This window comes from Spirosoma radiotolerans (assembly GCF_000974425.1).
In the GTDB taxonomy this organism is placed as follows: domain Bacteria; phylum Bacteroidota; class Bacteroidia; order Cytophagales; family Spirosomataceae; genus Spirosoma; species Spirosoma radiotolerans.
Window position 1 is genome coordinate 6,030,605 of sequence record NZ_CP010429.1, and the last position, 26,689, is coordinate 6,057,293.

General features: G+C 52.1%; 21 protein-coding genes. 13 read left to right on the plus strand and 8 right to left on the minus strand.

All coding sequences use genetic code 11. The features are described 5' to 3' along the window. Nucleotides 1-11 precede the first annotated feature (11 nt). On the minus strand, nucleotides 12-467 hold the full coding sequence (locus tag SD10_RS24470) for a hypothetical protein (protein ID WP_046577548.1): 456 nt from the start codon (nucleotides 465-467) through the stop codon (nucleotides 12-14). Between the two features lie 59 nt (nucleotides 468-526). Between SD10_RS24470 and SD10_RS24475 the strand changes: the two genes are divergently transcribed. The 4 genes from SD10_RS24475 (at nucleotide 527) to SD10_RS24490 (ending at nucleotide 5,215) form a co-directional block, all read left to right on the plus strand. Then, complete coding sequence (locus tag SD10_RS24475; RefSeq protein ID WP_082111684.1) at nucleotides 527-2,374, plus strand: family 43 glycosylhydrolase; 1,848 nt, start codon at nucleotides 527-529, stop codon at nucleotides 2,372-2,374. A 103-nt stretch (nucleotides 2,375-2,477) separates the two neighbouring features. Next, on the plus strand, nucleotides 2,478-2,987 hold the full coding sequence (locus SD10_RS24480) for a GNAT family N-acetyltransferase (RefSeq protein WP_046577550.1): 510 nt from the start codon (nucleotides 2,478-2,480) through the stop codon (nucleotides 2,985-2,987). Between the two features lie 186 nt (nucleotides 2,988-3,173). Beyond that, complete coding sequence (locus SD10_RS24485) at nucleotides 3,174-4,433, plus strand: MFS transporter (RefSeq protein ID WP_046577552.1); 1,260 nt, start codon at nucleotides 3,174-3,176, stop codon at nucleotides 4,431-4,433. A gap of 62 nt (nucleotides 4,434-4,495) precedes the next feature. Beyond that, nucleotides 4,496-5,215: a YqjF family protein gene (locus SD10_RS24490; RefSeq protein ID WP_046577554.1), complete on the plus strand. Its 720-nt coding sequence runs from the start codon at nucleotides 4,496-4,498 to the stop codon at nucleotides 5,213-5,215. An 89-nt stretch (nucleotides 5,216-5,304) separates the two neighbouring features. Here SD10_RS24490 and SD10_RS24495 read toward each other — a convergent pair whose 3' ends face one another. Then, nucleotides 5,305-7,359: a beta-L-arabinofuranosidase domain-containing protein gene (locus SD10_RS24495; protein WP_052731286.1), complete on the minus strand. Its 2,055-nt coding sequence runs from the start codon at nucleotides 7,357-7,359 to the stop codon at nucleotides 5,305-5,307. Between the two features lie 145 nt (nucleotides 7,360-7,504). On the opposite strand from SD10_RS24495, the gene SD10_RS24500 reads away from it, so the two are divergent. Next, nucleotides 7,505-8,038, plus strand: coding sequence for a hypothetical protein (locus tag SD10_RS24500; protein ID WP_046577557.1), 534 nt, complete (start codon nucleotides 7,505-7,507; stop codon nucleotides 8,036-8,038). A 5-nt stretch (nucleotides 8,039-8,043) separates the two neighbouring features. On the opposite strand, the gene SD10_RS24505 is transcribed toward SD10_RS24500, so the two are convergent. Together SD10_RS24505 and SD10_RS24510 are read right to left on the minus strand one after the other, a co-directional pair. Next, nucleotides 8,044-11,577: a carboxypeptidase regulatory-like domain-containing protein gene (locus SD10_RS24505; RefSeq protein ID WP_046577559.1), complete on the minus strand. Its 3,534-nt coding sequence runs from the start codon at nucleotides 11,575-11,577 to the stop codon at nucleotides 8,044-8,046. Nucleotides 11,578-11,637: 60 nt separating this feature from the next. Further along, nucleotides 11,638-11,937, minus strand: a complete 300-nt coding sequence (locus SD10_RS24510; protein ID WP_046577562.1) for a putative quinol monooxygenase — start codon at nucleotides 11,935-11,937, stop codon at nucleotides 11,638-11,640. 105 nt (nucleotides 11,938-12,042) lie between these two features. Here SD10_RS24510 and SD10_RS24515 point away from each other — a divergent pair, with 105 nt between their 5' ends. The 4 genes from SD10_RS24515 to SD10_RS24530 all read left to right on the plus strand — a co-directional run bounded on the left by SD10_RS24515 (nucleotide 12,043) and on the right by SD10_RS24530 (nucleotide 17,373). Next, nucleotides 12,043-13,014, plus strand: a complete 972-nt coding sequence (locus SD10_RS24515) for an aldo/keto reductase (RefSeq protein ID WP_046577564.1) — start codon at nucleotides 12,043-12,045, stop codon at nucleotides 13,012-13,014. 83 nt (nucleotides 13,015-13,097) lie between these two features. Beyond that, a complete protein-coding gene (locus tag SD10_RS24520; protein ID WP_046577566.1) occupies nucleotides 13,098-13,781 on the plus strand; it encodes a response regulator transcription factor in 684 nt (227 codons plus the stop codon). After that, a complete protein-coding gene (locus SD10_RS24525; protein WP_046577568.1) occupies nucleotides 13,778-15,064 on the plus strand; it encodes a sensor histidine kinase in 1,287 nt (428 codons plus the stop codon). The genes SD10_RS24520 and SD10_RS24525 overlap by 4 nt, the downstream gene beginning before the upstream one ends. 104 nt (nucleotides 15,065-15,168) lie before the next feature. After that, entirely contained in the window at nucleotides 15,169-17,373 is a 2,205-nt protein-coding gene (locus tag SD10_RS24530) for a TonB-dependent receptor (protein WP_046577570.1), read from the plus strand. Nucleotides 17,374-17,555: 182 nt separating this feature from the next. Here the strand turns inward: SD10_RS24530 and SD10_RS24535 are convergent, their stop codons facing one another. Beyond that, nucleotides 17,556-19,574, minus strand: a complete 2,019-nt coding sequence (locus SD10_RS24535; RefSeq protein ID WP_046577572.1) for a type 1 glutamine amidotransferase family protein — start codon at nucleotides 19,572-19,574, stop codon at nucleotides 17,556-17,558. Nucleotides 19,575-19,777: 203 nt separating this feature from the next. Beyond that, a complete protein-coding gene (locus SD10_RS24540) occupies nucleotides 19,778-20,500 on the minus strand; it encodes an SDR family oxidoreductase (protein WP_046577574.1) in 723 nt (240 codons plus the stop codon). Nucleotides 20,501-20,724: 224 nt separating this feature from the next. Here SD10_RS24540 and SD10_RS24545 point away from each other — a divergent pair, with 224 nt between their 5' ends. Together SD10_RS24545 and SD10_RS24550 are read left to right on the plus strand one after the other, a co-directional pair. Next, entirely contained in the window at nucleotides 20,725-21,093 is a 369-nt protein-coding gene (locus tag SD10_RS24545) for a hypothetical protein (RefSeq protein WP_046577575.1), read from the plus strand. A gap of 84 nt (nucleotides 21,094-21,177) precedes the next feature. Beyond that, nucleotides 21,178-23,652, plus strand: coding sequence for a TonB-dependent receptor (locus tag SD10_RS24550; RefSeq protein ID WP_052731287.1), 2,475 nt, complete (start codon nucleotides 21,178-21,180; stop codon nucleotides 23,650-23,652). 39 nt (nucleotides 23,653-23,691) lie between these two features. On the opposite strand, the gene SD10_RS24555 is transcribed toward SD10_RS24550, so the two are convergent. After that, nucleotides 23,692-24,207, minus strand: a complete 516-nt coding sequence (locus SD10_RS24555; protein WP_046577576.1) for a YdeI/OmpD-associated family protein — start codon at nucleotides 24,205-24,207, stop codon at nucleotides 23,692-23,694. A gap of 4 nt (nucleotides 24,208-24,211) precedes the next feature. Further along, nucleotides 24,212-25,303 (minus strand): helix-turn-helix transcriptional regulator, encoded by a 1,092-nt coding sequence (locus SD10_RS24560; protein ID WP_046577578.1) that lies wholly within the window; start codon nucleotides 25,301-25,303, stop codon nucleotides 24,212-24,214. 143 nt (nucleotides 25,304-25,446) lie between these two features. On the opposite strand from SD10_RS24560, the gene SD10_RS24565 reads away from it, so the two are divergent. Together SD10_RS24565 and SD10_RS24570 are read left to right on the plus strand one after the other, a co-directional pair. Further along, entirely contained in the window at nucleotides 25,447-25,842 is a 396-nt protein-coding gene (locus SD10_RS24565) for a pPIWI_RE_Z domain-containing protein (RefSeq protein ID WP_046577580.1), read from the plus strand. Nucleotides 25,843-25,857: 15 nt separating this feature from the next. Then, entirely contained in the window at nucleotides 25,858-26,688 is an 831-nt protein-coding gene (locus SD10_RS24570) for a hypothetical protein (protein ID WP_082111685.1), read from the plus strand. Nucleotide 26,689 lies beyond the last annotated feature (1 nt).

Genomic DNA, 26,689 nt, shown 5'->3' on the forward strand with positions numbered 1-26,689 from the left:
TTACGGGTCCGTTACCGGCGCTTCATCAGGATATAGGCGCCAGCAGTTATCAATCCTCCAAATAGATACCAGCCAACCGTCATAGCGGCCGTGGCCGTTGTGCGGCTGCTGGGCGCCGTTCCTAAACCCATTGGGCCGGGCAGCGCTACGGCACCAACGCCCGCAGCCAGTCCTAAAGCCGCTCCAGTCAGTAACGCATCTTTTGGTTTAGCCAGCCCAATTAAGCTGTAATAGATTGCGTTGGAAACAATATCACCGCCCAATGCCCAGTCATGCAGTTCATCGTCGGCGGGTGGCTCCTCATCAACCTTGTTCATCACTTTTTTGATGGCGCGCATGCCCAGAATGTCGGCACGGGGCGCTTCTGGAATAAACTGACGGGCCGTTTCGTGGAGAGCTGTCAGTGCACAGGCACCCGCCAAACCACTGCCCAGGGATTGCAGGATAGTTTTGTTTATATCGGTCATAGGTGCTTAACTTGTAAGCCTGTGCAAATGTTAATGACCCTCCTAAACCTGACCATTCCGTGCGATTCCTATTCTCATTTTTCCTGCTGATCGGCATTCTTCTTTTCGGTATCCAGCCAGCAGTTGGGCAGCAGAAACCAAGCGTGGCCCGACCAAGCGTGGCCCGTACGTATTGCAATCCGATGGATATTAGTTATCGGTACAATTTCGAGCAGTTGAATGAAAAGATTTCTTACCGCTCCGGGGCCGACCCGGTCATTATCAACCACAAAAACGAGTACTACCTTTTTGTAACTATACAGGGTGGCTGGTGGCACTCGAAAGATTTAGTGAACTGGCGGTACATTGTCCCCGACAAATGGCCGATGGAGGATATGTGCGCCCCGGCGGCTCTTTCCGTCCGCGACACGATGTACCTGTTTCAGTCCACATTTGAGCAACGCCCTATTTTTTATTCGACAGAACCGGAGAAAGGAAAACTCAAATTTCTGAATCGCTGGATGCCACGTCTACCCAAAGATATTGGCCCCTGGGACCCGGCCTTGTTCCACGACGATGACACCGACAAATGGTATATGTACTGGGGCTCATCGAACGTATACCCGCTTTTTGGGGCTGAGCTGGACAAAAAACGCAACCTGACGTATGCCGGAAATAATCCGGCAGAATCGTACAAGGCTATGCTCTGGCTCGATCCGTACAAACATGGCTGGGAACGCTTCGGCCCCAATCACTCGGACCCATTCAAGCCATTTATGGAAGGTGCCTGGATGACCAAGTATAAAGGCACTTATTACCTGCAGTACAGCGCTCCGGGCACAGAATACAATGTATACGGTAACGGTACCTATGTAAGTAAAGACCCGCTGGGCCCGTTCGAATATGCGCCATACAACCCCATTGCCTACAAACCGGGCGGGTTTGCTACGGGCTGCGGGCACGGCAACACGTTTCAGGACAATTTCGGTAATTACTGGAACACAGGCACGACCTGGATTGGTCATAACTGGGGCATGGAACGACGTATTGTGATGAATCCGGCCGGCTTTGACAAAGACAATCAGTTGTTTGTCAACACGCGGTTCGGTGATTTTCCGCACTACCTGGCCACAAAAGCCGGGCAGAATAGCGACGAACTATTTACAGGCTGGATGCTCCTTTCCTACCGCAAACCAGCGGTTGCTTCGTCTACGTTCAAAGCATCGGCCGTCGATAGCCTGTCGGCCGATAAAACGACGGACGAAAATCCGCGAACGTTCTGGGTAGCGGCTCAGAATAAACCCGGCGAAACCCTAACCCTCGACCTGGGTGCCGAACGCGACGTTCGGGCGGTGCAGGTGGACTACATTGATTATCGCCAAACCATTTATGATTCCGATTCGACGGTGTACACGCAGTTCAAAATACTAACCTCGACGGATAACAAAAAGTGGACAGTCGTCGCCGACCTGACCGATACGGCAGAACGCAAAGAGCCCAAACGCGACCGGGCCTGCGCTTATATGGAACTGGAAAAACCAGCTCGGGCACGCTATGTGCGTTATGAACATGGGTATGTAGCCGGATCGCATTTGGCCATTAATGCGTTTCGGGTATTTGGCAATGGCTTGGGAAAGGCCCCAGCTACCCCCGCATCCTTAACGGTCAAACGACAGAAAGACCAGCGCAATGCCGATCTTTCCTGGAGCAAAGTGCCGGGCGCAGTGGGCTATAACATACGCTGGGGCATTGCTCCTGATAAACTTTATCAAACGTATCAGTTCTGGAACGACCAGCCAAATACATTCGAGTTACGGGCGCTGAATGTTGGCGTACCCTATTACTTTGCCATCGAAGCCTTTGACGAAAACGGCGTATCGACATTAAGCAACGTGATTGATGATGGTTCTGGATTAGGCAAGAAGTGACAGGTGCGGGGATAGGCGTGAGGCTGGAGCCTCGCGCCATCAGCGCCATACTAACGCTAAAGGAACTCATTATCCACAATCCTGGATTTAATACAGAAAGACGATGACACTTTCTTTCCGAAACGATCAGCCGGAAGTGGCCATTAACGTCCTTCGGGAAGTTGGCCAATGGCTTGTCGACAATGATCGCGAACTCTGGAATGTTGACGAACTCACCGCTGAAAACCTGTTGGATGAATACACCACAAACAATCTGTATGTGATGTACGCCGACCAGAACAGCGGAGTGGAGCCAGAACCGGCAGCGGTTTTTATTCTACAATGGGAAGACCCGCTTTACTGGCCTGAGGTACCAGCTAACACCTCGGGCTTTATTCACAAACTCGCGATCCGGCGACCGTTCAAGGGACAAAATTTATTCGCAGAAATCATTAACTTCTGTCGGGAGGAGTGTCTGAAACGCGGTATCAAAACTTTACAGCTCGAAACCGATGCCACGCGGCCCAAGCTGATGCAGTTCTACGAACGGTATGGTTTTCAATCAACGTACCAACGCGTTGTTCATGAATTTGGCCAGTCTTTTCTGTGTCAGTTTTATATCCTGACATTTTAATGAGTGAGGAGGAATGAAGTTGAGATGGCGCGAAGCTCTTGCTTTGTGCCTATTATTACCCGGCCTCCGGCCGGTTTGTTAACAATTGAAAATACCTTCGCTCATGAACGGCCAGAGGCCGGATAATAGTGGGCACGAAGCAAGAGCTTCGCGCCATCGGTGCCATTAGTTTAGAAACCTTTTTGTATGCCAATCCGCCGGCCTGCCCGCGATTATCGTTTAGTACATATTTATGCCATTATTTTTATTGATGTCATAGTAGGTTCGGCTGTAGGGCCCATTTTGCCGGAATTTGTCAAGGGCCTGCAACGGCCTCAGCTATGGCTGGCAGTGGGTACGGCGCTCTTTCTGGGGATGCAACTGTTCTCGGCACCATTGCTGGGGAAACTATCTGATGGCTATGGCCGACGACCTATTTTCATCATTTCGGCAGTTGGTACATTTCTTGCGGACTGCCTGCTGCTGCCGGTCCGGGTCGGTTATTATTTCGCCAACCGGATAAGCGATGGGACCACAAACGGCATGTACGCCACTGTCCGGTCGGCCATTACGGACATTTCACCCAAAGAAAGCCTGTTTAAAAACCTGGGGATCGAGGGAGCTATTATTTCGCTTGGCTTTGTGATCGGTCCGGCTGCATCAGGGCTGTTGCTCACAACCTTCGATGTTGTGCAGGGCAGCCAGGCCAGGGTCGTGGCGATTATGGCCGTTAGCCTGTCGGGCCTGAATATGGTTCTGAGCTGGCTCCTGCGCGAAACCCATCCTAATCCGCCGGGACGGTCCGACGCTTCGGTTGAAACAGCCGCGCTGAAAACCGAACTGGTTCAAGCACTGAATGTACATACGCTCTGGACACGCCTGCTGGCCAAGGATCGGCAATACAATGGCCTGAAGAAACTGGTCATGATGCAGTTGGCACTTACGCTCAGCACCGGTTATTATTTCTACTTTGTCACCTTCGTTAGTTTTGGGGCATTACAAATGGATGCCAAGGGTATCTCCTATTTCTTCATGTATTTTGGCGCGCTGAGCGTCGTCATCAGCTATGTATTTTATACCTACATCGCCGACCGGATCAACCAGCGACGGGGTATTTTCTGGCTTGCGCTGCTGGGCGTTCCCATTTTAGGTGGCTATGGTCTGGTCGGCACGTCAATGGTTTGGCTGTATGTTCTGGTCACCATCGATTGCCTGACGTTCTCGCTCATTCAGGGGTTGATTGAGGGGCTGATGGCACAGTTGACGACAGATGAAGACCGGGGCGAAATCTTCGGGACTAACCAGGCCCTGCAAGGGGTAGCCAGTTTTGTAACAACACTCGTCTTCGGCGGGTTATCTCTGCTCGACTTACGGCTGCCTTTCGTGTGGTTTGCCGCCTGCTTATCGGTGGTGGCGTGGCTGGCCTGGGAACGGCACTACATTCCTGGCACACAGATGCGTCAATGAAGGAGAAACTATTCAGGCCATCTCCACACACGCATCCGTTTCCGTATTAACAACCGTTCTGAATGGCTACTACCTTTTTAAGCGCCGAGTGGCGAAACCTGATCTTTGCCAACTACGCCCTGAATCGGAGCGTATTGGAGCCGCTGGTTCCCTATGGCACCGAGCTGGACGAATTTAATGGTATTTGTTACGGAAGCCTGGTCGGGTTTTATTTCCAGCGGGTGAAATTATTGGGCCGTATACCGGTGCCCTTTCACACGGAATTTGAAGAGTTCAATCTTCGTTTTTATGTTCGACGCAAAACCGAGACCGGCTGGAAACGAGGTGTTGTTTTTGTTAAAGAGATTGTCCCCAAATTAGCTATTTCGCTGGTGGCCAATACACTTTACGGCGAACCGTATGCAACCCACCCGATGCGCCACCGTTGGGAAACCGACGGGCAAACACAGCATATTCGCTACGAATGGGAAGTCGGCTCAACCTGGAATCACATTGAGGTAAACGCCGATCAACAGGGGCACCCGTTGGTAGCCGACGGTGAAGAGGCCTTCATTACGGAGCATTATTGGGGCTATACCCGTCGGGGCGTCCATCGTACTTCGGAGTATGAAGTCGTACATCCGACCTGGTCAATCTTCCCCGTAAATACTTACGACGTGCATTGCGATATAGAGCAATTGTACGGCCGCCAGTTTGCGCCCTTTTTCGAGCAACCGCCCCGTTCGATCTTTCTCGCCGATGGTTCAGCCGTGACGATAAAGTCAGGGGCAGCGGTTGTCTGATGATCAGGCTACTACTCCTCGGTCTGTGTCCTCACGGACCGTATACCCGAATGGTGCCAGGCCAGAGCCTGGCGCCATTCGGGTATGCGCTAATCCCTTTTTCGCAATACGGGGAACTGAGAAATTCGAAGCGTCGTACAACCGTATGGAACCAGAATAACCTCCTCTTCCTCTTTTTCGGTCACCATACCATAAGTGATGCTGTAAGGAATGGGACCTGCCATTTCGTTGTACAATTGCCAGGAGGGGATTCGCCGGGCTTTCAGGCGGATTTCGCTGGGTACATTTTCCAGATTCCACGGATAGTTAGCCACTTGTTTGGCCTGCGTTACCTTAATGGACTGCTCCATTTTAGCATCCGGAACATCTACCAGTCCGTAGTTCCAGGGCGTGGTGGGGCGAACTTCAAAATATTGTTTTCCATAATCGATAGGGTCCTTGTCGTTAACCACTTTTTTCCATTCTTCCCCTACTTTAAGTGCATAGGTCAACGGGCCGCGCTCTACCGAGATTGAATTCTCGTACCACTGATTTTTGAAGACGTGCATGGGTAATGAAAGCTCTACAACATCGCCTGATTTCCACTCACGGGATACCACAATAATTTGATTACCAGCCGACTCCTTCCAGCGTTTACCATTTACAGAAACAGTCGCTTTTGCACACCAGGCGGGAATTCGCAGGTGAAAGGGAAACGCAACCGACTTTACTTTTTCATCGGTTGTCAATGTAAACTTTATAGTTTCGCGGAATGGGTAGTCTGTCTCCTCCACAAATTTTACTTCTGTACCATTTCCCACAAACGCCCTGACCTCGCTGGGCGAATACAACAAGGCTGCCAGCCCCCTGTCAGGTCGCCCCGGCGCACCGGTAGCATACCAGAGGTTCTGGGTAAACTTGGGCCAGCCCTGATGCATGTTCGAAGTGCAGCAGGGATAGCCGGTGAGCAAACCGATGCACCCATCCGTGCCACCGTGATTGACATCAAAATTCCGGATGTGGCGCGTAAGCTGTACCTGATTAGCCTGCTGAAAATACTGGCGACCCATAAAATCGTCGCTAATCTGCGCGGGCAGGGCGTTGAACGCGATTTTTTCCAACTGGTCGGCGTAGGCAACACCGCCTGTAATACCGAGCATACTTTCCAGGCTGAACATCATTTCCACAGCCGTGCACAATTCTGATCCCTGCGTCGGGTTGTTGCCGTGCAGTGCTTCGTCGCCCCCGTACAAACCGTGCGCCATGCCATTGTATCGGCGAATATCGGCCATGCCCTTGTTGACTGCCTGTAAGTATTTCGGGTCGGCATGGTGCTGGTAATAAATGAGTGGTTCCTTAATGCCCTGGGCCAGATTCACGCAGTGTATACTTCCCTCCTGCGATAAGAAATTGGTATTCAGAAAGCCATCCGTATAATCAAACGTTTGCTTATGCAGCAGATCAGCCAGTTTGAGCAGGAAAGCATCACCCGTTATGTTGTATAGCCAGTAAACGACCATCAGGTTATCACCACCCCGGTAGCGTGCCCAGAATGTCCAATGGTCGAGCGGATGAATCGGTAGCTGTTGCAACTGGTATTTGAAATAACGAGTCATCAAGCTGATCACCCGCTGATCGCCGGTTGCGGAATAATATTGCTTCAGGATTTTAAGCATCACCATCTTAGGCCACCAATCCTGACAGTTGTCGCGTTGAACACCGGCTTCCTGGGGGTAGTCTTTCAGGGGGCCGAAATAGCCATTAGGCTGTTGGCTGGCAATGGCCCATTCTACCCAGGGTTTGGTTTTGGCAATCAGTTCCTGATCATCCAGCAGGTAGGCCAGCGGCAACAGCCCATCAATCCAGTAGGGCCCACGCTCCCACTGATCGCCATCTCCACCGAGCCAGCCATTGCGCGGGCCCATCACAAGCGGATACAGTTCGTCAAGATGACCCGAAGCTCCATTTTTTTGCCGAACCAGCATTTCCTTTAACCAGCCCTGTGCTTTGATAGCCCCTAAAGGTAATTCGATATAGGGATTGGGCCGCAGGGGTTTGCGGTTGTTGATGTACCCCGCAAATGGGTTTTTCTTTATGGCTTCAGGCTGAGCATGGGCATGGTTGACAATGGCAAAACAAATCAGCAACAGAGAAATTATTCGCATAAACGGCGCGTTGGTCAGGGGCTACAATAAGGGCAGTTCCGGCAAATTATACTCCGTTCAGATCAGCTACTCGCTCGCCCGATAGCCCGACTTGCAAACTCGCGTTCCAGACTGTAGCTTTAACGGTATTCCTACCCCAATTTCTATGCGTCCCGTTTCGCTCCTGATCCTGCTTTTGCTGGCAGGCCTGACAAGTTGCCAGTCCAGTTCCCAGCCCGAGCCGGTCCAATACAGTGTGCCGACAGAGGTAGAACTTTTTGTTAAATCATTTCGGGACGAAGCAAAAAAACGAAACAATCCCGTTTCAACGAATAACCTGATTATTACCTTCGGAACGGCCGTAGGCGAGGATATTTGTGGCGAGTGCCAGTTAGAAAATGGAAAAACACCCCGTATCACGCTTAACAGCGATGCGTTTTGCTGGCAGCAAGCCAGTCAGTATGAACGGGAGTGTCTGGTTTTTCATGAGCTTGGGCACTGCCTGCTCACAAGGGCACACAAAACAGACAAATTCCCGAATGGAGCCTTTGCCAGTCTGATGAATCCCAACGATGTGACCGTCTATGCCACTTGCCGCTACCCAATTGGTAATGATGATTGCGACAGACGCCCGCGCCGGGACTATTACATCGATGAGCTTTTCGATGCCGGCACTCCAACACCCGCATGGGGTAAATAATCGATTTATTGAACATGAAGTAAAGCGGCCCCAACCACAGGTCGCCCATCAGCCGTGATACCCTGCACAACGACCCGTATTGTTCGGACAACATCCGACAACGGAAACATCAGCTGGCTGTGCCCCTGGCTATCGGTTTGTAGCTGCGGCTTCCAGTATAATACATCCCGACGATCAATGTGCCCCGATGGTGCTTCGGCTGTGGCTTCATAACGGGGCACATAAAACTCCCGCTGAACCGATGGATAACCAATAACCTGTATGGGCCTCATCCCTGCTCTTTCTTCCTTTTTCTCCTGACCAGGCCGGAACCGTTTTGAGTAAAAAGCAATAACCCCATTACCCCCGCGAATACCGTAGGTACCCGCCGTGGTTCCGTTTTTCAGGACCTCGATCCGATCAATATCACCGGGACTGAAGGACAATAGAGCGGTCCCGTCATTGTCCTGTATCGACATGCCATCCATCAGAAACAACGGCTGCGGACTGCTAACCAAGCTACCCACACCCCGAATAATTACCTGATACCCACCTGACTGATTCTGATTTACCGAAACACCCGCTACCTTACCCCGAATCATCTCATATAGGTTTGTATAGCGGGGTGATTTATCATCGAACACGAGCGTGGCATCAGCATTGCTGTGCAGGCTCATCCGCTCCACATAATCCGGGCGTTCGTTCGGCTTTCTTGCCCGTACGGTCACTTCTTTTAACAGTTTAGCGGTTTTGTCGCGGTACAGGTCTGCATCACTTTCCTGACGGATTCGGGCTGCATCCAGTTGAGCACGCAGGGTAACCCAATCAGGAAGAGCACGAATCGTATCGGGCTCCCAGGAGGTTTCTGGCCCTTCGAGCACCAGGTGGGCCTCTTTCGCTGAAATGTCCTTCAATTGCCGATCCGTAATCTGAGTCATTAGTTTAAGCGTGTCGGCAATGGCAAAACCCGCCAGCCGAAACCGTCCCCGCTCGTCGGCTCCGGCCGACCGGACAAACGACTGCCCGGATGCGGTAGACGCCACCATGACCTGAGCTCCAGCTATCGGTTGATTTTTCGCATTCAGTACCCGGCCCATCAGCGATACGCCACCGAGCAATTCGGTATCCGGCGTACCGCTCACCCGTCGCCAGCCCTGGGTTAAGAGCAGGTCATCCAACGCCCGGCGGGTTTCCAGTGAATTTGTCTGAACGTATTGATTGGGTTGCTCCACCCGGCCCCGCAGTTCACCTGTTAGCAGAAGGTGTGTATGAATCGTAGCCGAAGCCGTGTCGGAAGGGACCTGCCCCACATCGGTGATAGACGCCGATAGAGCCGCTACCACAGGCAGTCCGTCATCATTTAAGTTAACGCTCAGAATCGCCTGCTCCCGCGGTTGGTAGTGGGCTTTATTCAAGCCAAGTATCACCCGCACAGGAGGCACTCGTTCGGGGATAAACACCAGCCGTTCGGCTTGCGGGCGAGCTGTGGCGTCGTAAAGCGTGATCTGGTTGAGCCCCGCAGGCAGTGCAGCCGTCGGCAGGCTTACCCGCGCCATCCCATTTTCGAGCAGAATTTTCCGCTGGTCGACCAGTCGCCCCTGCTGTTGAATGACAATGTAAACCGAATCTTTTGCGGGTTTATTCGTACCAATAATACCAAGGGCCACTCGGTTGGTATCAGTCACCACATCGGCCGACAGCGTGAGTCCTTCCTGGTCAGCCATGGGCAACGGCACCAACTGATGCATGTCATTATACAGGACTTCCGCATAATACTTACGACCCGCCACGGGCGTCATCACAAGGCTGCCTATTCCTACGGCATTGGTCGTGAATTTTATAATCTCCTGCCCTTCCTCATTCACAATCCGGCCCGGTATTAGAAGCCCGTGCCCATCTGGCTGCGTGATTTTAACGCCCAGCCGGGCGGGTAATCCGACCAGCCAGCGCCCACCTTCGGGCAAAACCTGCACATCCACTGCCTTCCGGGCCGTATCGACCACTTTAGCGGCTGCGCCCTGGAGTATGTTATAGACCGCAATTGACCGGTCAAAGGCGGGTCGGCGTTGACCATCGTCCTCATCGGTGTATGCCCTCAACCGATATGTACCGGTGGTCAGCGAATCGGACAACCGAAAATTGCCGACAGCGCGTCCATCCAGCACCCGTAGCCACTGGTGCTGTACGAGCTTTCCGGAAGCGGTTAGCAGATCAGCATGAATGGCGGTTTCGCCCAGTGGTCGGCGATTGGTTGCAGCATCCAGCACGTAAGCACTAAGCCAGAGTCGGTCACCAGTCGCGTATAAAGGTTTGTCGGTATGCAGAAACACAACCGGTGCCAGGGTCTTGAACCGGTCATTAAACGCCGTAGCAATTCGATTCATACGGGCATCGGGCGGCATGAATTTCCCCTGCGTAGCAACAGGTACACCCGTTGTGATTGGGTCCGCATCGGCAGGATTTGGCGTCCAGTCGGCAGGCAGCATCGTCGACAGGCGATCATCGGCCAGCGAGCCCTGCATTTCGGCGCCCAGAGGGAGTGTGACCGTTCCGTCGATCGTCATCTCCAATTGCCCGGCCGGCAGCACGATCTGCGAGTAAGCGTAACGTGCATCCAGGTAAGGCGAATAGAGGGATGTGGCATTGGTATAAAAAACTACCAGCGGGCGGCTCGAAACCAGCCGTCGTTCGGAGGGTAATCGCCCCGGCTGAATCAGTTCGCTTACGCGCAATGGTTTCAGGCGACCATTCACTGACCCATACAGGGTAGTTCGGTTTTCCCGATTTCGGGCGATCGGCACGACCAGATCTTCCTGATAGACCAGAAAGCCCTCTTTCTCATAGGTGCTGTCGATCAGGCTGGCCATCAAGTGCCGGGTCGATCCTTTGTAGGCTCTCATCCGGTTGCGTCGAAAGCGGTTAGCCTGTCGCTCATCGGTGGCTTTCAATTCTTCGAAACGAGTGGCCCCGGCATAATAAACTTTCTGCGACGTTCCGTCAAAATAGAGCAAATCGTACCAAAGCCGATAACCTAAGGCCTGATTTTCAATGACGAGTGGCTCGCTGGCGGTTGCTTTCAGATGAGTATCCTCTACATGAAAACTCAGAGCATCGGCATTCATGATCTGGCACTGGCCGCCAAAGGGTTCACCAAGTAATTGCCGTTTAAACTGCCGGAGGTGTTGCTGCCACTTTTTTGGATTCCCCCGAACCGTAACGGTGGCCAGTGTCTGGTCACTTGGTTTCAGCCGAAAACTAGCTTTATTATCGGGGCTGGCATCCAGCCGGAAGATGCGCCGATGGGGTTGATACCCGATGAAGGAAGCCACCACCTCAACCGTGCCGAGGGGAACCCCCGACAGGGAATAATAGCCCTGCTCATTGGTGACGGTGCCACGGGTCGTGCCGTTCAGGTAGACATTGGCAAACGGCATTGGTTTCCCCGTCGATGCATCGGTCACATACCCGGTAAGCATCGTTGTGGTTTGTGCCCAAGTAATCGTACTCAGCCAGGTTAGCAGACAGGTGGTCAACCAAACGATAGCGCGCTGACGATTCATAGAGACATCCGTGACAAATCAATCGAAGAAGACAAAACCTAAGTGTTTTTACTCACGTTGTCAAGCACTTACGGCTTCCAGTTTTTCGGCGGAGAAAGCCACAGCCCGTTCGGCAAAAAGAACCTTCGTCGCGGCCCAGGTCGTACGAAACAACTCGCTCTGGCGATAGGCTTCCAGTGCGTCGGCTGACTCCCACAGGCTGTAGGTTATTCGAACGTTAGGCTGGTTGGGGTCACGCAGTAAGTCAAGCTGGCGATTGCCGGGAAAATTGCGAATACGCTGTTTGGAGCGATCAAAAATGGCATGAAAGTCAGCAAGTTTATCTTCCTGAAACGTCATGCGAACAATACGGATAAGCATAATTTATAAAACTTAGTTTGTTGTTTGTGGTTCGTTGTTTGATGTTTGCAAGACCGTTTGTCTTTTCAAACGACAAACTACGAACCACAAACGATAAACCCTGTTATGAATTACCGCACATTTGGCCGCACTGGCTGGAAAATCTCTGAAATTGGCTATGGCATGTGGGGCCTGGCCGGTTGGACTGGCTCCGACAAAGAGGAAGTCTTACGCGCCCTGCAACGGGCTGTTGACCTGGGCTGCAATTTTTTCGATACCGCCTGGGCCTATGCCGATGGCGTCAGTGAAGAAATCCTGAACCAATTGCTGAAAAACAATCCCGACAAGCAATTGTATGCAGCCACCAAGATTCCGCCCAAAAACCGGCAGTGGCCGTCAAAACCAGAGTCCAAACTAGCCGATGTTTTTCCGGCGGATTACATTGTTGAATACACGGAAAAAAGCCTGAAAAACCTCGGTGTCGAAACGATTGATCTCCAGCAATTTCACGTTTGGGAAGATGCCTGGTCCGATCAGGACGAATGGAAGGAAGCCATTACAAAACTATCCCAGCAGGGCAAGGTTCGGGCCTGGGGGCTGTCAGTGAATCGTTGGGAGCCGGACAACAGCTTAAATACGATCCGGACAGGGCTTATCGACGCGGTTCAGGTCATTTATAACATCTTCGATCAGAACCCCGAAGATAACCTGTTTCCGCTCTGCCGTGAACTGAATATTGGTATCATTGCCCGCGTTCCCTTCGACGAAGGCACACTGACTGGGACCTTCACGAAAGAAACAACCTTTCCGGCCAGCGACTGGCGGTCGACGTATTTCGTTCCTGAAAACCTCAACAGCAGTGTCGACCATGCCGACGCCCTACGGCCACTTATTCCGGACGGTATGAGCATGCCTGAAATGGCGCTTCGCTTTATCCTGAGTAACCCCGATGTCCATACGACTATTCCGGGCATGCGCCAGATTCGGAACGTAGAAGCTAACATTGCCGCCAGCGACGGCAACGGATTATCGACGGAATTATTACGTGAACTAAAAGGACACCGCTGGGACCGGACGCCAACCGAGTGGAGCCAGTAATAGGGCCTACGGTTTTCGGTATATGGTTTACAGTTAACGGCCCTTCGTAAACCGAAAACCGTATACCGAAAACCGCACAATCCATGAAAATACTCTTAATTGAAGACGAGCCCGCGTTACAAATTGCCGTTCAGCAGTACCTGGCAGGTGAAGGATACACCGTAACAACGGCAAATACATACCGGCAGGGCGCTGAAAAAGCCCATGATTATGATTACGACTGCTTAATCATTGACCTAATGCTTCCCGATGGAAATGGTCTCGATCTGGTGCGGGAATTAAAAAGCCGCCAGTCAACGGCAGGCATTATTGTCGTCACGGCCAAAGACGCGCTTATGGATAAGCTAACCGGCCTCGACGCCGGGGCCGACGATTACCTGACCAAACCATTCCACCTGCCTGAACTCAACGCCCGGCTTCGGTCGGTGCTGCGCCGTCGGTTGTTTGGCGGGCAGGCGCACATAAGTGCGGGTGAGCTTAAACTCTGGCCTGATCAACAACGCGTCAGTGTGCAGGATGCCGATGTTAAGCTAACGGGAAAAGAATATGACCTGCTCCTTTTTCTGGTCACAAATGCTGACCGGCTCCTATCTAAATCAGCTATCGCCGAACACGTTTGGGGCGACGCAATGGATGTTGCCGACTCGCACGAGTTCCTGTATACACACGTTAAAAACCTACGCCGGAAGCTCATCCTGGCGGGCTGCCCCGACTACATTCAGACCCGTTATGGGGCAGGCTATCTCTTTTCGACCCGTTTGCCATGAGCCTGCTGAGCCAGACTGCCCGCTATTTGCTGATCACAGCGTTTACTATTGCGTTGGTCGGCGCCGTAGGCTTTTATACGCTCATTCACCGAAAAATTCGGTATGAAGTAGATGAGATTCTGACGACTCAAGTCAAACAAACAGCCTTACGACTTCAGAAGTATCCCCTCGCCCAACTTACGGACTGGGATAATAACCCCCGAATTGAACGGGTAACCTTCACAAAAAAGCCAACGTTTTCAGATATCACCATCCTGGATTCTCTGGATAGCAACAAACCCATTCCTATTCGGCAGTTGCAGGAAACTGTTTCGGTTAACGGGCAAATTTATCTGGTAACGATTCAACAACCGTACTACGAGTTCAGTGAGTTGACGCGCGAAATCTCTATAGGTGTGATCCTCTGCTTTCTGATTCTGGTAGCTGTGTCTGTGGTTGTTGGTTTGGGTTTATCCCGACGATTGTGGGAACCCTTCTACACCACTATCGACCAGCTTAGTAGCGTTCGACTCGATTCGGGGGTGGAGCCGGTGTTTCCGGAAAATACGATCCGGGAGTTCGGTTTACTGAACCGATCGCTGGGCGAGTTGACGCAAAAGCTCCGTCGTCAATTTTCATTGCAGAAACAGTTCACCGAGAATGCGTCGCACGAGCTACAAACACCCCTGGCCGTTGCCTCGGCGGAGCTGGATTTTCTGATGCAGTCGGAACACCTGACCGAAAACGATCACGCTCACCTGCAACGGGCCACGGATGCCCTCGGTCGGCTCAGTCACCTGAATCGGTCGCTGCTGTTGCTTACACAGGTAGAAAATAACCAGTTTGCCAGCGACGAACTAGTCAACCTAAGTGAACTGGTCAATCAATTCACGGAGGAATACACGCCGTTTTTTCAGCACAAGAACATGGCTGTTCTTCAAAAGATTGCGCCTGATGTTTCGCTAAAAATGAATCGGCAGTTAGCGGTCGTCCTTCTCACGAACCTCCTGAAAAATGCGGCCCGGCACGGAGGCAGGAAAAGTGATAAAACAAGCAGCTACATTGACATTGAGCTAACCCCTAAAGCTTTAACTATACAGAACACTGGCGAACCACTGCCCTTTGCCGATAACCAGTTATTTCATCGGTTCGTTAAGAATCCCGCCCGCCCCGACTCGACAGGCTTGGGTCTGGCCCTGGTCAAACAGATTTGTGACCGCTATCATTTGCCGCTAATGTACCAGTACGATACCAATAAGGGTACGCATGAATTCAAGATTGGGCTATTGCAGAAACGGGCGTAACCACGAAAAAAGCGGCAAGATTCATACCGCCCCTTGGCCAGGTAGCCCTTTCTTCAAATTCTCTCCATAATTCCGCCCGAAACTTGCAGGCAAATCATTCACTGATGAAAAATCTCTTTTTTATTGGCTTGCTCCTGCTGGGCATTGGCTCTGCATTTGGTCAGGCCAATCGCGTCATTCGGGTAGAAGATAGCCTGACCCACGAACCCATTATTGCAGCCACCGTACGTACAGCTATCAGACCAATCATTGGAGCGGTTACCAACGCGGCCGGCATTGCGATCATTGCTAACTTACCGGCTACGATTAACGCCCTAACAGTTAGTGCCGTCGGCTATGAAACGGAATCATTCCCAATATCGACTACAGCCGATACGCTCGTTTTTCGGCTTCATAGCGAGGATGCCTCCCTCGACGAAGTGACCGTAACCGCTACCCGCACCAACTCCCGAATTGAGGATCTGCCCATTAAAGTCGAAGTCTTGGGCCAGGAAGATATGGATGAAGAAAGCGCCGTTGTACCGGGTAACGTGAGTAGCATTCTGGGCGACATTTCGATTATTCATATCCAGCGGACATCGGCTGTAAATGGCAACCAGGCCATCCGAATGCAGGGTCTTGACCCCAAATACACGCAAATTCTGCGCGACGGATTGCCGCTATACGAAGGCTTCTCCGGGAACCTGGGCGTCCTACAGATTCCACCGCTGGATTTGAAGCAGGTCGAAATAGTTAAAGGCTCGGTGTCGACACTCTATGGCGGGGGCGCGATCGGCGGTATGATCAATATTGTGTCAAAATCGCCTACCTCTGAAAAACCAACCTTTACGGCCCTGTTGAATCACTCGGGTCTGAAAGAGAATAACCTGAATGCCTATTACTCCCAACGCTATGGGAAAACAGGCCTGACCCTATTCTCGGGTTACACCGACCAGGCAGCCGTCGACGTCACCAACGATGGTTATACCGACAGCCCGCAGATCAAACAGTTCAATTTTCACCCCAAGTTTTTCTACAACCCATCGGATCAGACGCGGGTAAACATCGGGTATTCGTTTACTAACGAACATCGGGAAGGCGGCTATCTGGCGGCTCTGGAAGGCACGCTGCCCAACGCTTATCGGAACATCACGGACTTACAACGGCATACCGTTGATTTTGACGCGACGCATAGCACATCGCCACGCAACGCGCTGACACTGAAAGGGGCAGTGAGTACATTTCACCGCCAAAACACCGATTACCAGAAACTATCCGATGGGCGGCAGTCGTCAATTTATCTTGAAGGCAATGACCTTGTCCGATTTGGGCAACATCAGCTTATTGTTGGGGGGAATCTGACCGTTGAAGCCTTCCGCAAAAAACCAGACAGCACCCGGTTGGTCGATTACACGTACCAAACCATTGGCGGATTCGTGCAGGACGACTGGCAGTTGGGCGATAAAATAGCATTGCAGGCAGGACTTCGTTTCGATCACCACAATACGTTTGGTAACTTTCTGTTGCCTCGCCTGTCCGTCAAGCTGAAGCCAGCCGATCCGTGGACCGTACGGGTAAGTGTTGGAACGGGCTACAAAACTCCGAATCTGTTTGTAAACCAGACACCCGGCGCGTTAAATGTCAGTCTGATTTTTCCCCGCCTGCTGCCTATCGACGTAGCCACGGTGAAAGCCGAAAAATCTGTGGGGGCCAACATGGACATTGCCTACTCGAAAACATTCGAAAGTGGTGTCTCGCTGCAAGTTGATCAGGCCTTTTACTATACCTATGTCAACTCACCGGTAGTGTCGGCCTTTGCCAGTACATCGAGTAACCTGGGCGCCTATACGCAGTTGATCAACGCGCCCTATAACCTCTTTAGTGTCGGGACGGATACGTACGTCCGGCTCGAATACAAAGACTACGAATTGTACCTGGGTTACAACCATACCCTCGCCCGGCGCGACGGGCAATCCAGCTCAGGCCCCACCGATACGAGTTACCTCCCCCTTGCTCCACAAGACAAATTTTCGACTACGTTGGCCTGGGAAAATGAACATTTCCGATTTGGTATCGAGACGGCGTATGTTGGTTCGCAATACCTCTACAACAACCAGAAAGTGGCGAACTACTGGTTCTTTGCCGGAGCCGCCGAATACCACTACAACGAACACTGGCGGCTGGTGCTAAACGCCGAAAACCTCTTTAACATCAAACAGGCCAATTTCGAAACGGTTGTCAGCGGTCCCATCACTCAGCCTACGTTCCGCCCGATCTGGGCACCGTTAGAGGGGAGAATCGTGAATCTGGCGTTGAAATACACGTTGTGATGGGAGAGAAACCTATGATATAGGATGTATGATATATGACCCGAGGGCTGTGAGAACACAGCCCTTTGTGCTGGATGGTTATGCCGTTGCTGACGCTCATGAGGGCTGCGAAGACACAGCCCTCGGAATGGAACTACATATCCTACATCATACATCCTATACCCTCCATCTCACCTCCTTCTTCATTCGACTACCAGCACCGAGTGCACGGCTAGTTCGGGTACGATTACCGTGGCGATTCCATTGGCGTAACGAATGGGTAACGACTTATTTTCGGGTTGCTGAATGATGCGGGCGGGTTTCTTGTCTGTGCGCAGCCGAACGGTCAGGTTCGTAAGGGGTGGCACTTCATCGTAGGTAAACACTTGCGGATCAGCATGGCGACCGCCGGTGTTGATCAGATTTACGGCCAGTTGGCTGCCTTGCCGGTTCAGGACAACATGGACCAAATGCGAACCACTCACCTCCACTACTGGCTTTGGCAACAACGGCCGAGTCAGTGACGCGATGAAATCACGAAGTTTGGCCGATTGGTGCTTTGTATAATCCCGGCTCAAGTCGGCGTACACCGCCGTTAGTTTCCCCTGACCGAAAGTCGTTTCCGTAGCGATGATGCCCGGTGCCGGGTCACCGGGTTCCGAGTTGAGAAACTGGCCGATGGGCTTTGTCGCTGCCCCGACAATACGCACAGATTGAAACGGACCCGTTAATATGACGGATGCCCCATTTAGAATCACCCATTTTGGATTGGACGCTTGTTGATTGATGGCCTCAAGACCCAGTTCCGTCGCGAGCGAGCGAGTGGTTTGGGCACCTATTAACAGTAAGTGCCCACCTTGCCGGGCATAGTCGAGCAGTTCGCGCCGGAACGCCGGATCGAGCGAATCCTGTTGCGATACGACAATAACCGGATATTGGCTCATTCGGCCCCGCAGGTGTTGTTCAGCCAGCACGTCGACGGGTAATTGAGCGTCCAGAAGCGCCGTTAATACACCACTGATTCGTTGTGTCTGGCCATTGCCGAAAAGGGATTGGTTGAAAGCGCTTACTGTCGCATTTGCATACAGTATGGCAATCTGCGGCACAGGAGCGCTACCCGCACAAAACGGTTGCCGGGCTCTCACAAAGCGACTCAATACCGCCATAGTGGATAGGTCCCGCAGCGAAAGGGAGGCATCCCGACGTTGCTGATAATAGGCCTGAAACCCGCCCCCAAGCGAAATGATTTCGGCTGCTTCCTGCATCAGGTGAACAGCCGACTTCTGATCGCCCTGGCGTTGCACCGGATTGAACTCGTACCAGAAACTCCACGACATTAAATCCCAGGGTTTACGATAAAGCTGGCCCTGCGCGGCCATAATCCGGCCTTCCAGGGCGGCCGAGTTGACACTGTTGCTCGGCGTCAGGTCGCCCGACAGAAAGTCGACGTTTGTCTGAATAGGTTGGGGCATCATGGACGAATACGCCCAGTTCGACGCGATCCGGAACGTTGGCCGATGGCGGTGTACAGCATCGATATAATGCCCCATGTACTGGATAAAGGATCGGCGGGCAAAGTCTTTAAAGGCCCCATAGGTAGCCTCTTTATCCGTCTGTGGCACCGCTTGTATACCTGTTTCGGTCCGGAACTTTGCCAAAGCCGTGGGCGAATAATCGAGCACCGTTGCCCAGCACTCCCCATCGACCCATACACCATCGGCCCCATTGTCAGCCAATTCATTGAGTTGTGGAATCAATAGCGAATCGACATAAGGACCATGGACGGAAGTCTTCAGTGCATTAATGGTGCCATCCGCTTTCTGTGCCGCCCAGTTTGGGTGTTTGACCAATGCGGCCTCATCGTATACACCCGAATAATGCAGGTAAAGACCTACGCCATGTTTTCGCGTAACAGATCTATAGAATGCCAGTGGATCGTTGACGATATGTGGAGCCACTGTCGCCGTCGCTACTTTTGACGGATAGCTCGACACGCCCGGATGTCCTTTACAATCGACCTGAATAAAGTCGGGTTTGACCGCCGTCAACAGTGAATCAAGCGTCCGTTCGGATAAGTTTCGCCCGATCAGCGAATCGCTGGCAACGGCATGAAAATCAAAATGAAGGCCGAAATACCGCTGTGAGGAAGAGGGACTTACCGACGATTGGGCAAGTACCTGAAAAGTGGAGAGAAAGATAAGTAGTACGGGCAGTGCCTTCATTTCCAGTCGATTGGTTGCAATAACAGGAAGGGAAATAAAGCCAAAGATTACTGTTTAGCCTTTTGAGGAACGCGCACGAAACGTAAGATAAAATTATCTTGAGATGATTTCATCTTACTCTATCTCTCTGTCCGTGAGGATAGGACCATGAAATTAGTGATGTAGGGTATATTCTATATCATACACCCTACATCCTCTATCAATCAATATTCCTGACTCAGCGGGTGGACCATGAACTCGTCGATGACTACATGAGCGGGACGGCTAACGATAAACAGCATTGACTCGGCCATATCTTCGCTTTGTAGCCAGCCTTTTGAGGTTTCATGCCCGTGGCCTTTTTCGTGGAAATGAGAATCGACCAGCCCCGAATAAACACCTGTCACTTTGATACCGAACGAACGAACTTCTTTACGCAGCGCACCCATAAAGGCTTCCTGTGCATACTTGCTGGCGGTGTATAACGACCCACCGGCAAAGGTCCGCTTGGCTACGTCGGAGGCTACCACCACGATATGCCCGGACCCCTGCGCTTTGAGGGTGGGCAATGCCGCTTTGGTCAGTACAAACGTCCCTTTCACATTGGTCGCCATTAGGGCATCCCATTCCTCAACCGTGATTTCGTCTACATTTTTAAATACGCCATAGCCTGCATTGTTGATCACCACATCGATACGGTTGAAGTGGTCGAGGGCTGTTTGAACAACGGCAGCCATGTCCGATTCACTGGCAACATCACCCGCGACAGCAACGATTTTGCCCCGAACATGCCCTTCTGTTGCTTCTTTTTCGAGTTGGCTCAGATCATCGGCGCTACGGGCGGTAACGACTACATTGGCGCCATGCTGCGCTAACAGTAAGGCTGTTGCCCGACCAATTCCCCGCGACGCGCCCGAAATGATAATGGTTTTGTTTTCTACGTTCATAGGATTAATTTTCTACCCGCAAAGGTCGCGAAGGTTCGCGCAAAGTTTGCAAAGAAGTTTTCTTACGTCAAGATACACACTTCTCATTGACCATGATCGTATTGACCGTTAGGGCCGTTCGATCAAAGTAGAAAATTTTTAGACTCGTCTAAAACTATTCAAATTATCAGTTCGTATATTTGACGGTATAACATCTGCCTTTCTGCCAACTAAGCTGGTATTCAATGATTGATTGGCTCCATATGAATCGGTTGCGCGTAGCCCGCTTGCTGCTTGGCCTGTTTCTGGCTATGTGGCTCAATGGGGTTGTGTTTCGCCACGCGCACCGGTTGTCAGATGGCCGATTAATTGTTCACGCTCACCCTTACTGGCCTTTCGGGAAGGGTCCGATTTTACCCAATACCCATACTGCTCAGGAAATCCTGCTGCTCGATCTGGCCGCGCATTTACCTGTCGTTGTCAGTAGCTTTTTTGCGTTCCTATTTCTTCTCAGAACGCATTTACGGCCGGTTTTTCTGTTCACCGACCGCCTTTTTCAGTCCTATTCGCCGTTCCGTTGCTTCTCACACCGGGGTCCGCCTGTCGTTGGCTAATTTCCTGATTTTGCACGCACTGGTTTCACAACCAGTGGTTTTCGTTGCATTCTGTTGAAATAATCCATCAAACGATACCCCTTAATGAAATTAGTTTTCCTGTTGATTAGTCTCGGACTAACCGAGGGTTATGCTTATGCACAACCCACCCCCAATCGCATCATTCGTGGATCGGTCACCGATGCCGATACGCGCAAACCAATCCCGTTCGGCAACGTAAGCCTTAGCGGCCTGAATAAAGGGGCGCTTACCGACGCCCGTGGGCAATTTTCATTGTCGATAAAAGCCGATTCGCTCCCCCATTCACTTGTTGTTTCCTGCATCGGCTACAAATCAGACACGATCGCGATTGGCCCGGGAAACGACGTATATACGGCAACGCTACTGCCCGTTGTCAATGCCCTGAACGAGGTCGTTGTTACTGGAGTTACACGGGGCACGCTGCTTCGGCAAAACCCGGTTGCCATTCTGGCCATTTCCCACAAGTCCATCGAAACAACGGCCAGCAGCAACATTATTGACGTACTGGTCAAAAATGCCCCCGGTCTGAATGCCGTAAAAACCGGGCCTAACATCTCAAAACCATTTATTCGTGGCCTGGGCTATAACCGGGTACTTACGCTCTACGACGGCGTCCGGCAGGAGGGCCAGCAATGGGGTGATGAGCATGGCGTGGAAGTCGACAACTACAACATCGACCGGGCCGAAGTGATTAAAGGACCCGCCAGTTTGATGTATGGCTCCGATGCCTTGGCAGGGGTTGTTAGTATGCTGCCGATGTACCCGAAAGATACGGAAGGCAGAATCAAAGTGGGGCTGGTTACGGAATACCAGTCGAATAACCGGCTCCTGGGTGAGTCGATCAGCCTGGCATCGGGTGGATCGCGCTGGGCCTGGAACATGCGCGGATCGATTCGGACGGCCACCAACTACCAGAATAAGGTTGACGGGCGGGTTTACAATACGGGCTTCTCGGAACGGACCTTAACGACCATGCTTGGGTACTCAGGGCATAAGGGCTACACTCGGTTTGGGGCTTCGCTGTACGACAATTTGCAGGGCATTCCCGACGGAAGCCGCGACTCCCTCACGCGGCAGTTTACGCGCCAGGTAGCCGAAGCCGATCTGGACGATATAAAAAATCGCCCCATCGTTCCGGCCAGCGAACTAGCCTCGTATCGCCTGAGCCCCCTACACCAGCGGATTCAGCATTACCGGCTGCACACCAACAACCATTATCAAGTTGGTAACGGCGAAATTGATGTGTTGCTGGCTTTTCAGCAAAACATCCGCCGGGAGTATAACCACCCCACGCAGCCCGACCAGGCCGGTTTATTTGTGCGGCTCAATACGTTTAACTATGGCCTGCGGTACAACCTGCCCAACCTGGGCCAGCTGGCCTCCACCATTGGCGTCAATGGCATGGCACAGTCCAATAAAAACAAAAATGGAACGGCGTTTCCTATTCCTGACTACCGACTGTTTGATGTGGGCACTTTCGTCTTCCTCAAATACCAGGCCGAAAAACTGACCCTGAGTGGCGGGCTTCGTTACGACAAACGTCAATTGCGGGGTGATGACTTTTACGTTCGTACCGATCCCAGAACGGGTTTTGACCAACATGCGACCCTGCCCGACACGACTGGTGCCACCCTTCAGTTTCCCCAGCTTAAGCAATCGTTTACGGGTATTTCGGCCAGTGTTGGCGTAACGTATGAATTCTCCGAAAAGCTGGCCTTAAAAGCCAACATTGCACGGGGTTATCGGGCACCCAGCATCACCGAAATTGCGTCGAATGGTCTCGATCCTGGTGCACACATTGTGTACATCGGCAACCGGAATTTCAAGCCTGAGTTCAGCCTCCAGGAAGACATTGGTCTGACCGCTACCTTCCCCGATGTCAACGTGAGTGTCAGCGTCTTCAATAATTTTATCGAGAACTACATTTCGCTCTCCCAGTTGGTCGATGACCAGGGCGAACCGGTGGTGATTGTACCGGGCAACAAAACCTACCAGTATCAGCAATCATCCGCGCAGTTATACGGTTTCGAAACGCAGTTTAGCCTGCACCCAACCGCCTGGCGCGGCTTCAGCTTAGACAACAGCGTCGTCGTCGTTTATGGCTATAACCGGGGCGTTCGTTATACCGATGCAGGCACCAATGGTGAGTATTTACCGTTCATTCCGCCCCTACGGGTGTCGACGGGCGTGAGTCAGGCGCTGCCGATGAAACGGCAATGGCTTTCGGACGTAACGATCAAAGCCGATGTCGATTACAATGCCCGGCAGGACCGGTACTTGGGTCTGAACAATACGGAAACGGCTACGGCGGCTTACACACTCGTGAATGCGGGAATCGACGGACTTGTTCGCGTGGGGAAAGACAAACCCGGCCTCCGAGTCTTGTTCCAGGTCAACAACCTGTTCGACGTAGCCTACCAATCCAACCTGAGCCGGTTGAAGTATTTCGAGTACTTTACGCAGTCACCCAACGGGCGTCTGGGTATGTTCGGTATGGGCCGAAATATATGCCTGAAGCTGACCATTCCGTTTAATTGACCGTGAACCAAACAGCTTCTGTCTGTTTGGTTCACCCTGTCACTTCTTGAAATGCCGGATCATTTGGCCAAAACTGAGGCCCATGGCTAGTCCCATAACGGCTTGAGTCAGTCGTTTGGTTTTGGTCTCGATCGTTTTAGCGTCTTCGATCCAGTTGCTGAAATAGACTTGATGCCCGCGACTTAACGTCTGGAAATACGCCTGTGCCGCCGGATCATCGTTCAGGCAGGCGAGCAAATCGGCGGAGATCGGCATGGGCGAATCATCAACTTCCAGGTCAACCCGAACCGTAGCACCGGCTTCCTTCCGAATACCCCGGCGCATGGTCGCGTTGACGGGCATGATAAACCCGCCTTCCACATCACCAGACCGGCCCATGGGAAGGAGAGCCACCAGGCTGATGGGGTAATGATCCAGCGTTCCTTTCACCCGAAACGATGTTTTCTGGCCGGGTTTGATGGCTTCGGTTATATCGAGCGGAATGTCGATGTACGTCCAGCCGGTTTTTTCGCCTTTCGCGTCGAACTTTTGAAGAATGGTGGTAAACGTAGGCATGGTCTTAGGCGTTTACATGATACCGGGCCAGCGTGGCTTCCAGCGATGCCTTGATCTCCTGTACTAAACTGGCGGGTTCCAGCACTGTCAGGTGCTCGCCGTAGCTCCGCAGGTGCATGAGCAGATCGCGGTTGGGCGCCAGTCGTAAGCGCACAATGCATTCAGTGTCGGTGTCGCTGATCACTTCCTGGGTCTGGTGAATTGGCTTGGCTTTCACGTAGCGACCAAAGAGCGGACTGAACGAAAGAATGATGTTTTCGACGGGTCCGTGACTATCGGTAATCCCGTAAATGTGCTCGAACAGGTCGCTTACATTGGCCAGAATTGCGGGAGGAACATCGCAGGGATCGTCCAGCAGTTCGAGTTCGCTCATGCGGTCGAGCGCAAACGTTTTCTCGCCCCCGCTCACGGCATCATACCCGATCACGTACCAGCTGTCGGCCACTTCCCGCAGCAGAATTGGGTGCAGAATGCGCAGCTTTGGCCGATCCATCAGCGCGAGAACCGGATTGGCCGACTTGCCCTTCCGCGTCGTTCTTCCCGTCGCGACGGCGGATACGTCTTCATATTTCAGGTAGCGAAACGCCACCTGTCGACTCTGATTGACCGCCCGAATGAGCATTGGCACAAACTGCCGGTTACCGCCCAGAATTTTCTCTTCCACATACACAATTCGGCGCGAGGTTGACGGGGCCGCCCTATCGTCACTTTTCACCTCGCGAATAATGTCCAGACTTTGCCGCACTTTCTGCAAAGCATTTGTCAATTCATCGGCAACCGTGGCACCCTGGGTAGCGGCTAATACCTCGCGGGCATAGTCGAGCGCTTCCATGTCTTCGGGCGCGAGCATCAAATTCAGCAACCGAAACTGCGGATTGCTGTAATAATAGCCATTGGCTCGTTTGTCATACTCGATGGGCGCGTCATGGTCTTCTCGCATCCGCTGGATGTCTTTTTCGAGCGACGAAATGGACCGGATGCCGCATTTGTCCTGGCACAGTTCAAAGAGCTGCTGTTTGGAATAACGGCGCGGGTACCGACTGATGATTTCGTCGATGAGCCGGTAGCGCTGGAAAGCAGAGCGGGTTATGGGCATGGTGAGGAATGATGAATTATGAATGAACGATCCGTTCAGGTCTATGCAAAGTAGACGAAAGTTTTTTCAAATAAAAAGAAGGCCGTAAATAGATTACGTTTTGGGGGATATACTTTTGAAGCGGACATTACATAGACTATATCATGACTCATACACAGCGTCCGTACTCAAACACCCCGGCTTACACGCCCCGCCCGTCGCTTTCGACCCGGCAATTAGTAGACCTCGAACTGGGCCTGTTTCTGCTTCAGCAGATACATCCCAGTGCACCACCAACGGCCTTACCGGCCCTGCTTCGGCCCGACGATGCCCGTTGGCCGAGCCTGTCGACCCGACAGAAAAAATACCTGAACAGAGGACGCCTTTTGCTGGCTCACTTTGCCAACAGCCTCCACTGGCAAGCGTTATTGGATGCTTACGCGGCCGCTCCGACGCACCGACTGGCTTATGACCTAAGCCGCGATTACAGCCATTTCTCGGAGAAAACTGTTGGTTTTTCCCGCAATCGGCTGGGTGTATTACGCAAAATGCTGGCCTGATCCTGACCGTATCCAATGCCCTCGACTCAAAATCTACGAACGATGAAACGCATGATGATGATCGCCGAAAACAATAACAAATACTACGAAATGCGGGAGAAAGAAGACGCCACGTTCGATGTGTACTATGGCCGTGTGGGTGGCTTTCGGAGCAAGGCTACGCATCCAATAACGCAGTGGGATCAAAAAGTTCGGGAGAAGAAAGCAAAAGGCTATACGCTTTGGACCACTTCGCCTGACGAAGCAAAGCCCGCTACACCCGCCGAAAGCATGAAACTGACGATTGAGCCAGTAACCGACAGCCACGTATTGTCGCTCATCAAACGCATGATGGGTGCCGGCGCGAACCGATTAGAAAGTGCATTTACGGTGCGGCATGCCATCAACGACGCCGTTTTCAACACCTATGTCCGGCAACAGAAAAATCGCAAAACGGTAGCGTTATGGCACACGAATCGCCGTGACAACTGGCTGTCTATGTTGAAAACAGACCCGACGCTTAGTCCGGCCAATGCCATCAATACAGAAAAGGCATCGGGCTACGGCATCCACTTCGTCGACCAACTTAGCCAGTTGCCTGACGACTCCCAGCAGGGATCTTTATGGACAAACAGACAGGCCAATGACGATTATCAGGCCATTTATGAGGTGCATGTTGGTGAACAGCTGGAGCTATCTCAACAGGAAATCAGGCATGTACAGTTAACGGCCGACGTTCTCAAGTACAAAGACACCCAATATGATTCGGTATTTGTGCGCCAGCGTTCAGGTCTGCCAAAGAACGAATTCATTGTTTACAACCCGGCCCAATGTACGCTTCGATACATTGTCAAAATCAAGGCATAAG

Coding starts and splice junctions, on each gene's coding strand:
- SD10_RS24505 (WP_046577559.1), bottom strand. CDS start 11,577: ATGAATCGTCAGCGCGCTATCGTTTGGTTGACCACCTGTCTGCTAACC.
- SD10_RS24540 (WP_046577574.1), bottom strand. CDS start 20,500: ATGAACGTAGAAAACAAAACCATTATCATTTCGGGCGCGTCGCGGGGA.
- SD10_RS24500 (WP_046577557.1), top strand. CDS start 7,505: ATGCGTCCCGTTTCGCTCCTGATCCTGCTTTTGCTGGCAGGCCTGACA.
- SD10_RS24495 (WP_052731286.1), bottom strand. CDS start 7,359: ATGCGAATAATTTCTCTGTTGCTGATTTGTTTTGCCATTGTCAACCAT.
- SD10_RS24550 (WP_052731287.1), top strand. CDS start 21,178: ATGAAATTAGTTTTCCTGTTGATTAGTCTCGGACTAACCGAGGGTTAT.
- SD10_RS24470 (WP_046577548.1), bottom strand. CDS start 467: ATGACCGATATAAACAAAACTATCCTGCAATCCCTGGGCAGTGGTTTG.
- SD10_RS24570 (WP_082111685.1), top strand. CDS start 25,858: ATGCCCTCGACTCAAAATCTACGAACGATGAAACGCATGATGATGATC.
- SD10_RS24480 (WP_046577550.1), top strand. CDS start 2,478: ATGACACTTTCTTTCCGAAACGATCAGCCGGAAGTGGCCATTAACGTC.
- SD10_RS24525 (WP_046577568.1), top strand. CDS start 13,778: ATGAGCCTGCTGAGCCAGACTGCCCGCTATTTGCTGATCACAGCGTTT.
- SD10_RS24535 (WP_046577572.1), bottom strand. CDS start 19,574: ATGAAGGCACTGCCCGTACTACTTATCTTTCTCTCCACTTTTCAGGTA.
- SD10_RS24545 (WP_046577575.1), top strand. CDS start 20,725: ATGATTGATTGGCTCCATATGAATCGGTTGCGCGTAGCCCGCTTGCTG.
- SD10_RS24485 (WP_046577552.1), top strand. CDS start 3,174: ATGCCAATCCGCCGGCCTGCCCGCGATTATCGTTTAGTACATATTTAT.
- SD10_RS24555 (WP_046577576.1), bottom strand. CDS start 24,207: ATGCCTACGTTTACCACCATTCTTCAAAAGTTCGACGCGAAAGGCGAA.
- SD10_RS24530 (WP_046577570.1), top strand. CDS start 15,169: ATGAAAAATCTCTTTTTTATTGGCTTGCTCCTGCTGGGCATTGGCTCT.
- SD10_RS24490 (WP_046577554.1), top strand. CDS start 4,496: ATGGCTACTACCTTTTTAAGCGCCGAGTGGCGAAACCTGATCTTTGCC.
- SD10_RS24560 (WP_046577578.1), bottom strand. CDS start 25,303: ATGCCCATAACCCGCTCTGCTTTCCAGCGCTACCGGCTCATCGACGAA.
- SD10_RS24565 (WP_046577580.1), top strand. CDS start 25,447: ATGACTCATACACAGCGTCCGTACTCAAACACCCCGGCTTACACGCCC.
- SD10_RS24510 (WP_046577562.1), bottom strand. CDS start 11,937: ATGCTTATCCGTATTGTTCGCATGACGTTTCAGGAAGATAAACTTGCT.
- SD10_RS24515 (WP_046577564.1), top strand. CDS start 12,043: ATGAATTACCGCACATTTGGCCGCACTGGCTGGAAAATCTCTGAAATT.
- SD10_RS24520 (WP_046577566.1), top strand. CDS start 13,098: ATGAAAATACTCTTAATTGAAGACGAGCCCGCGTTACAAATTGCCGTT.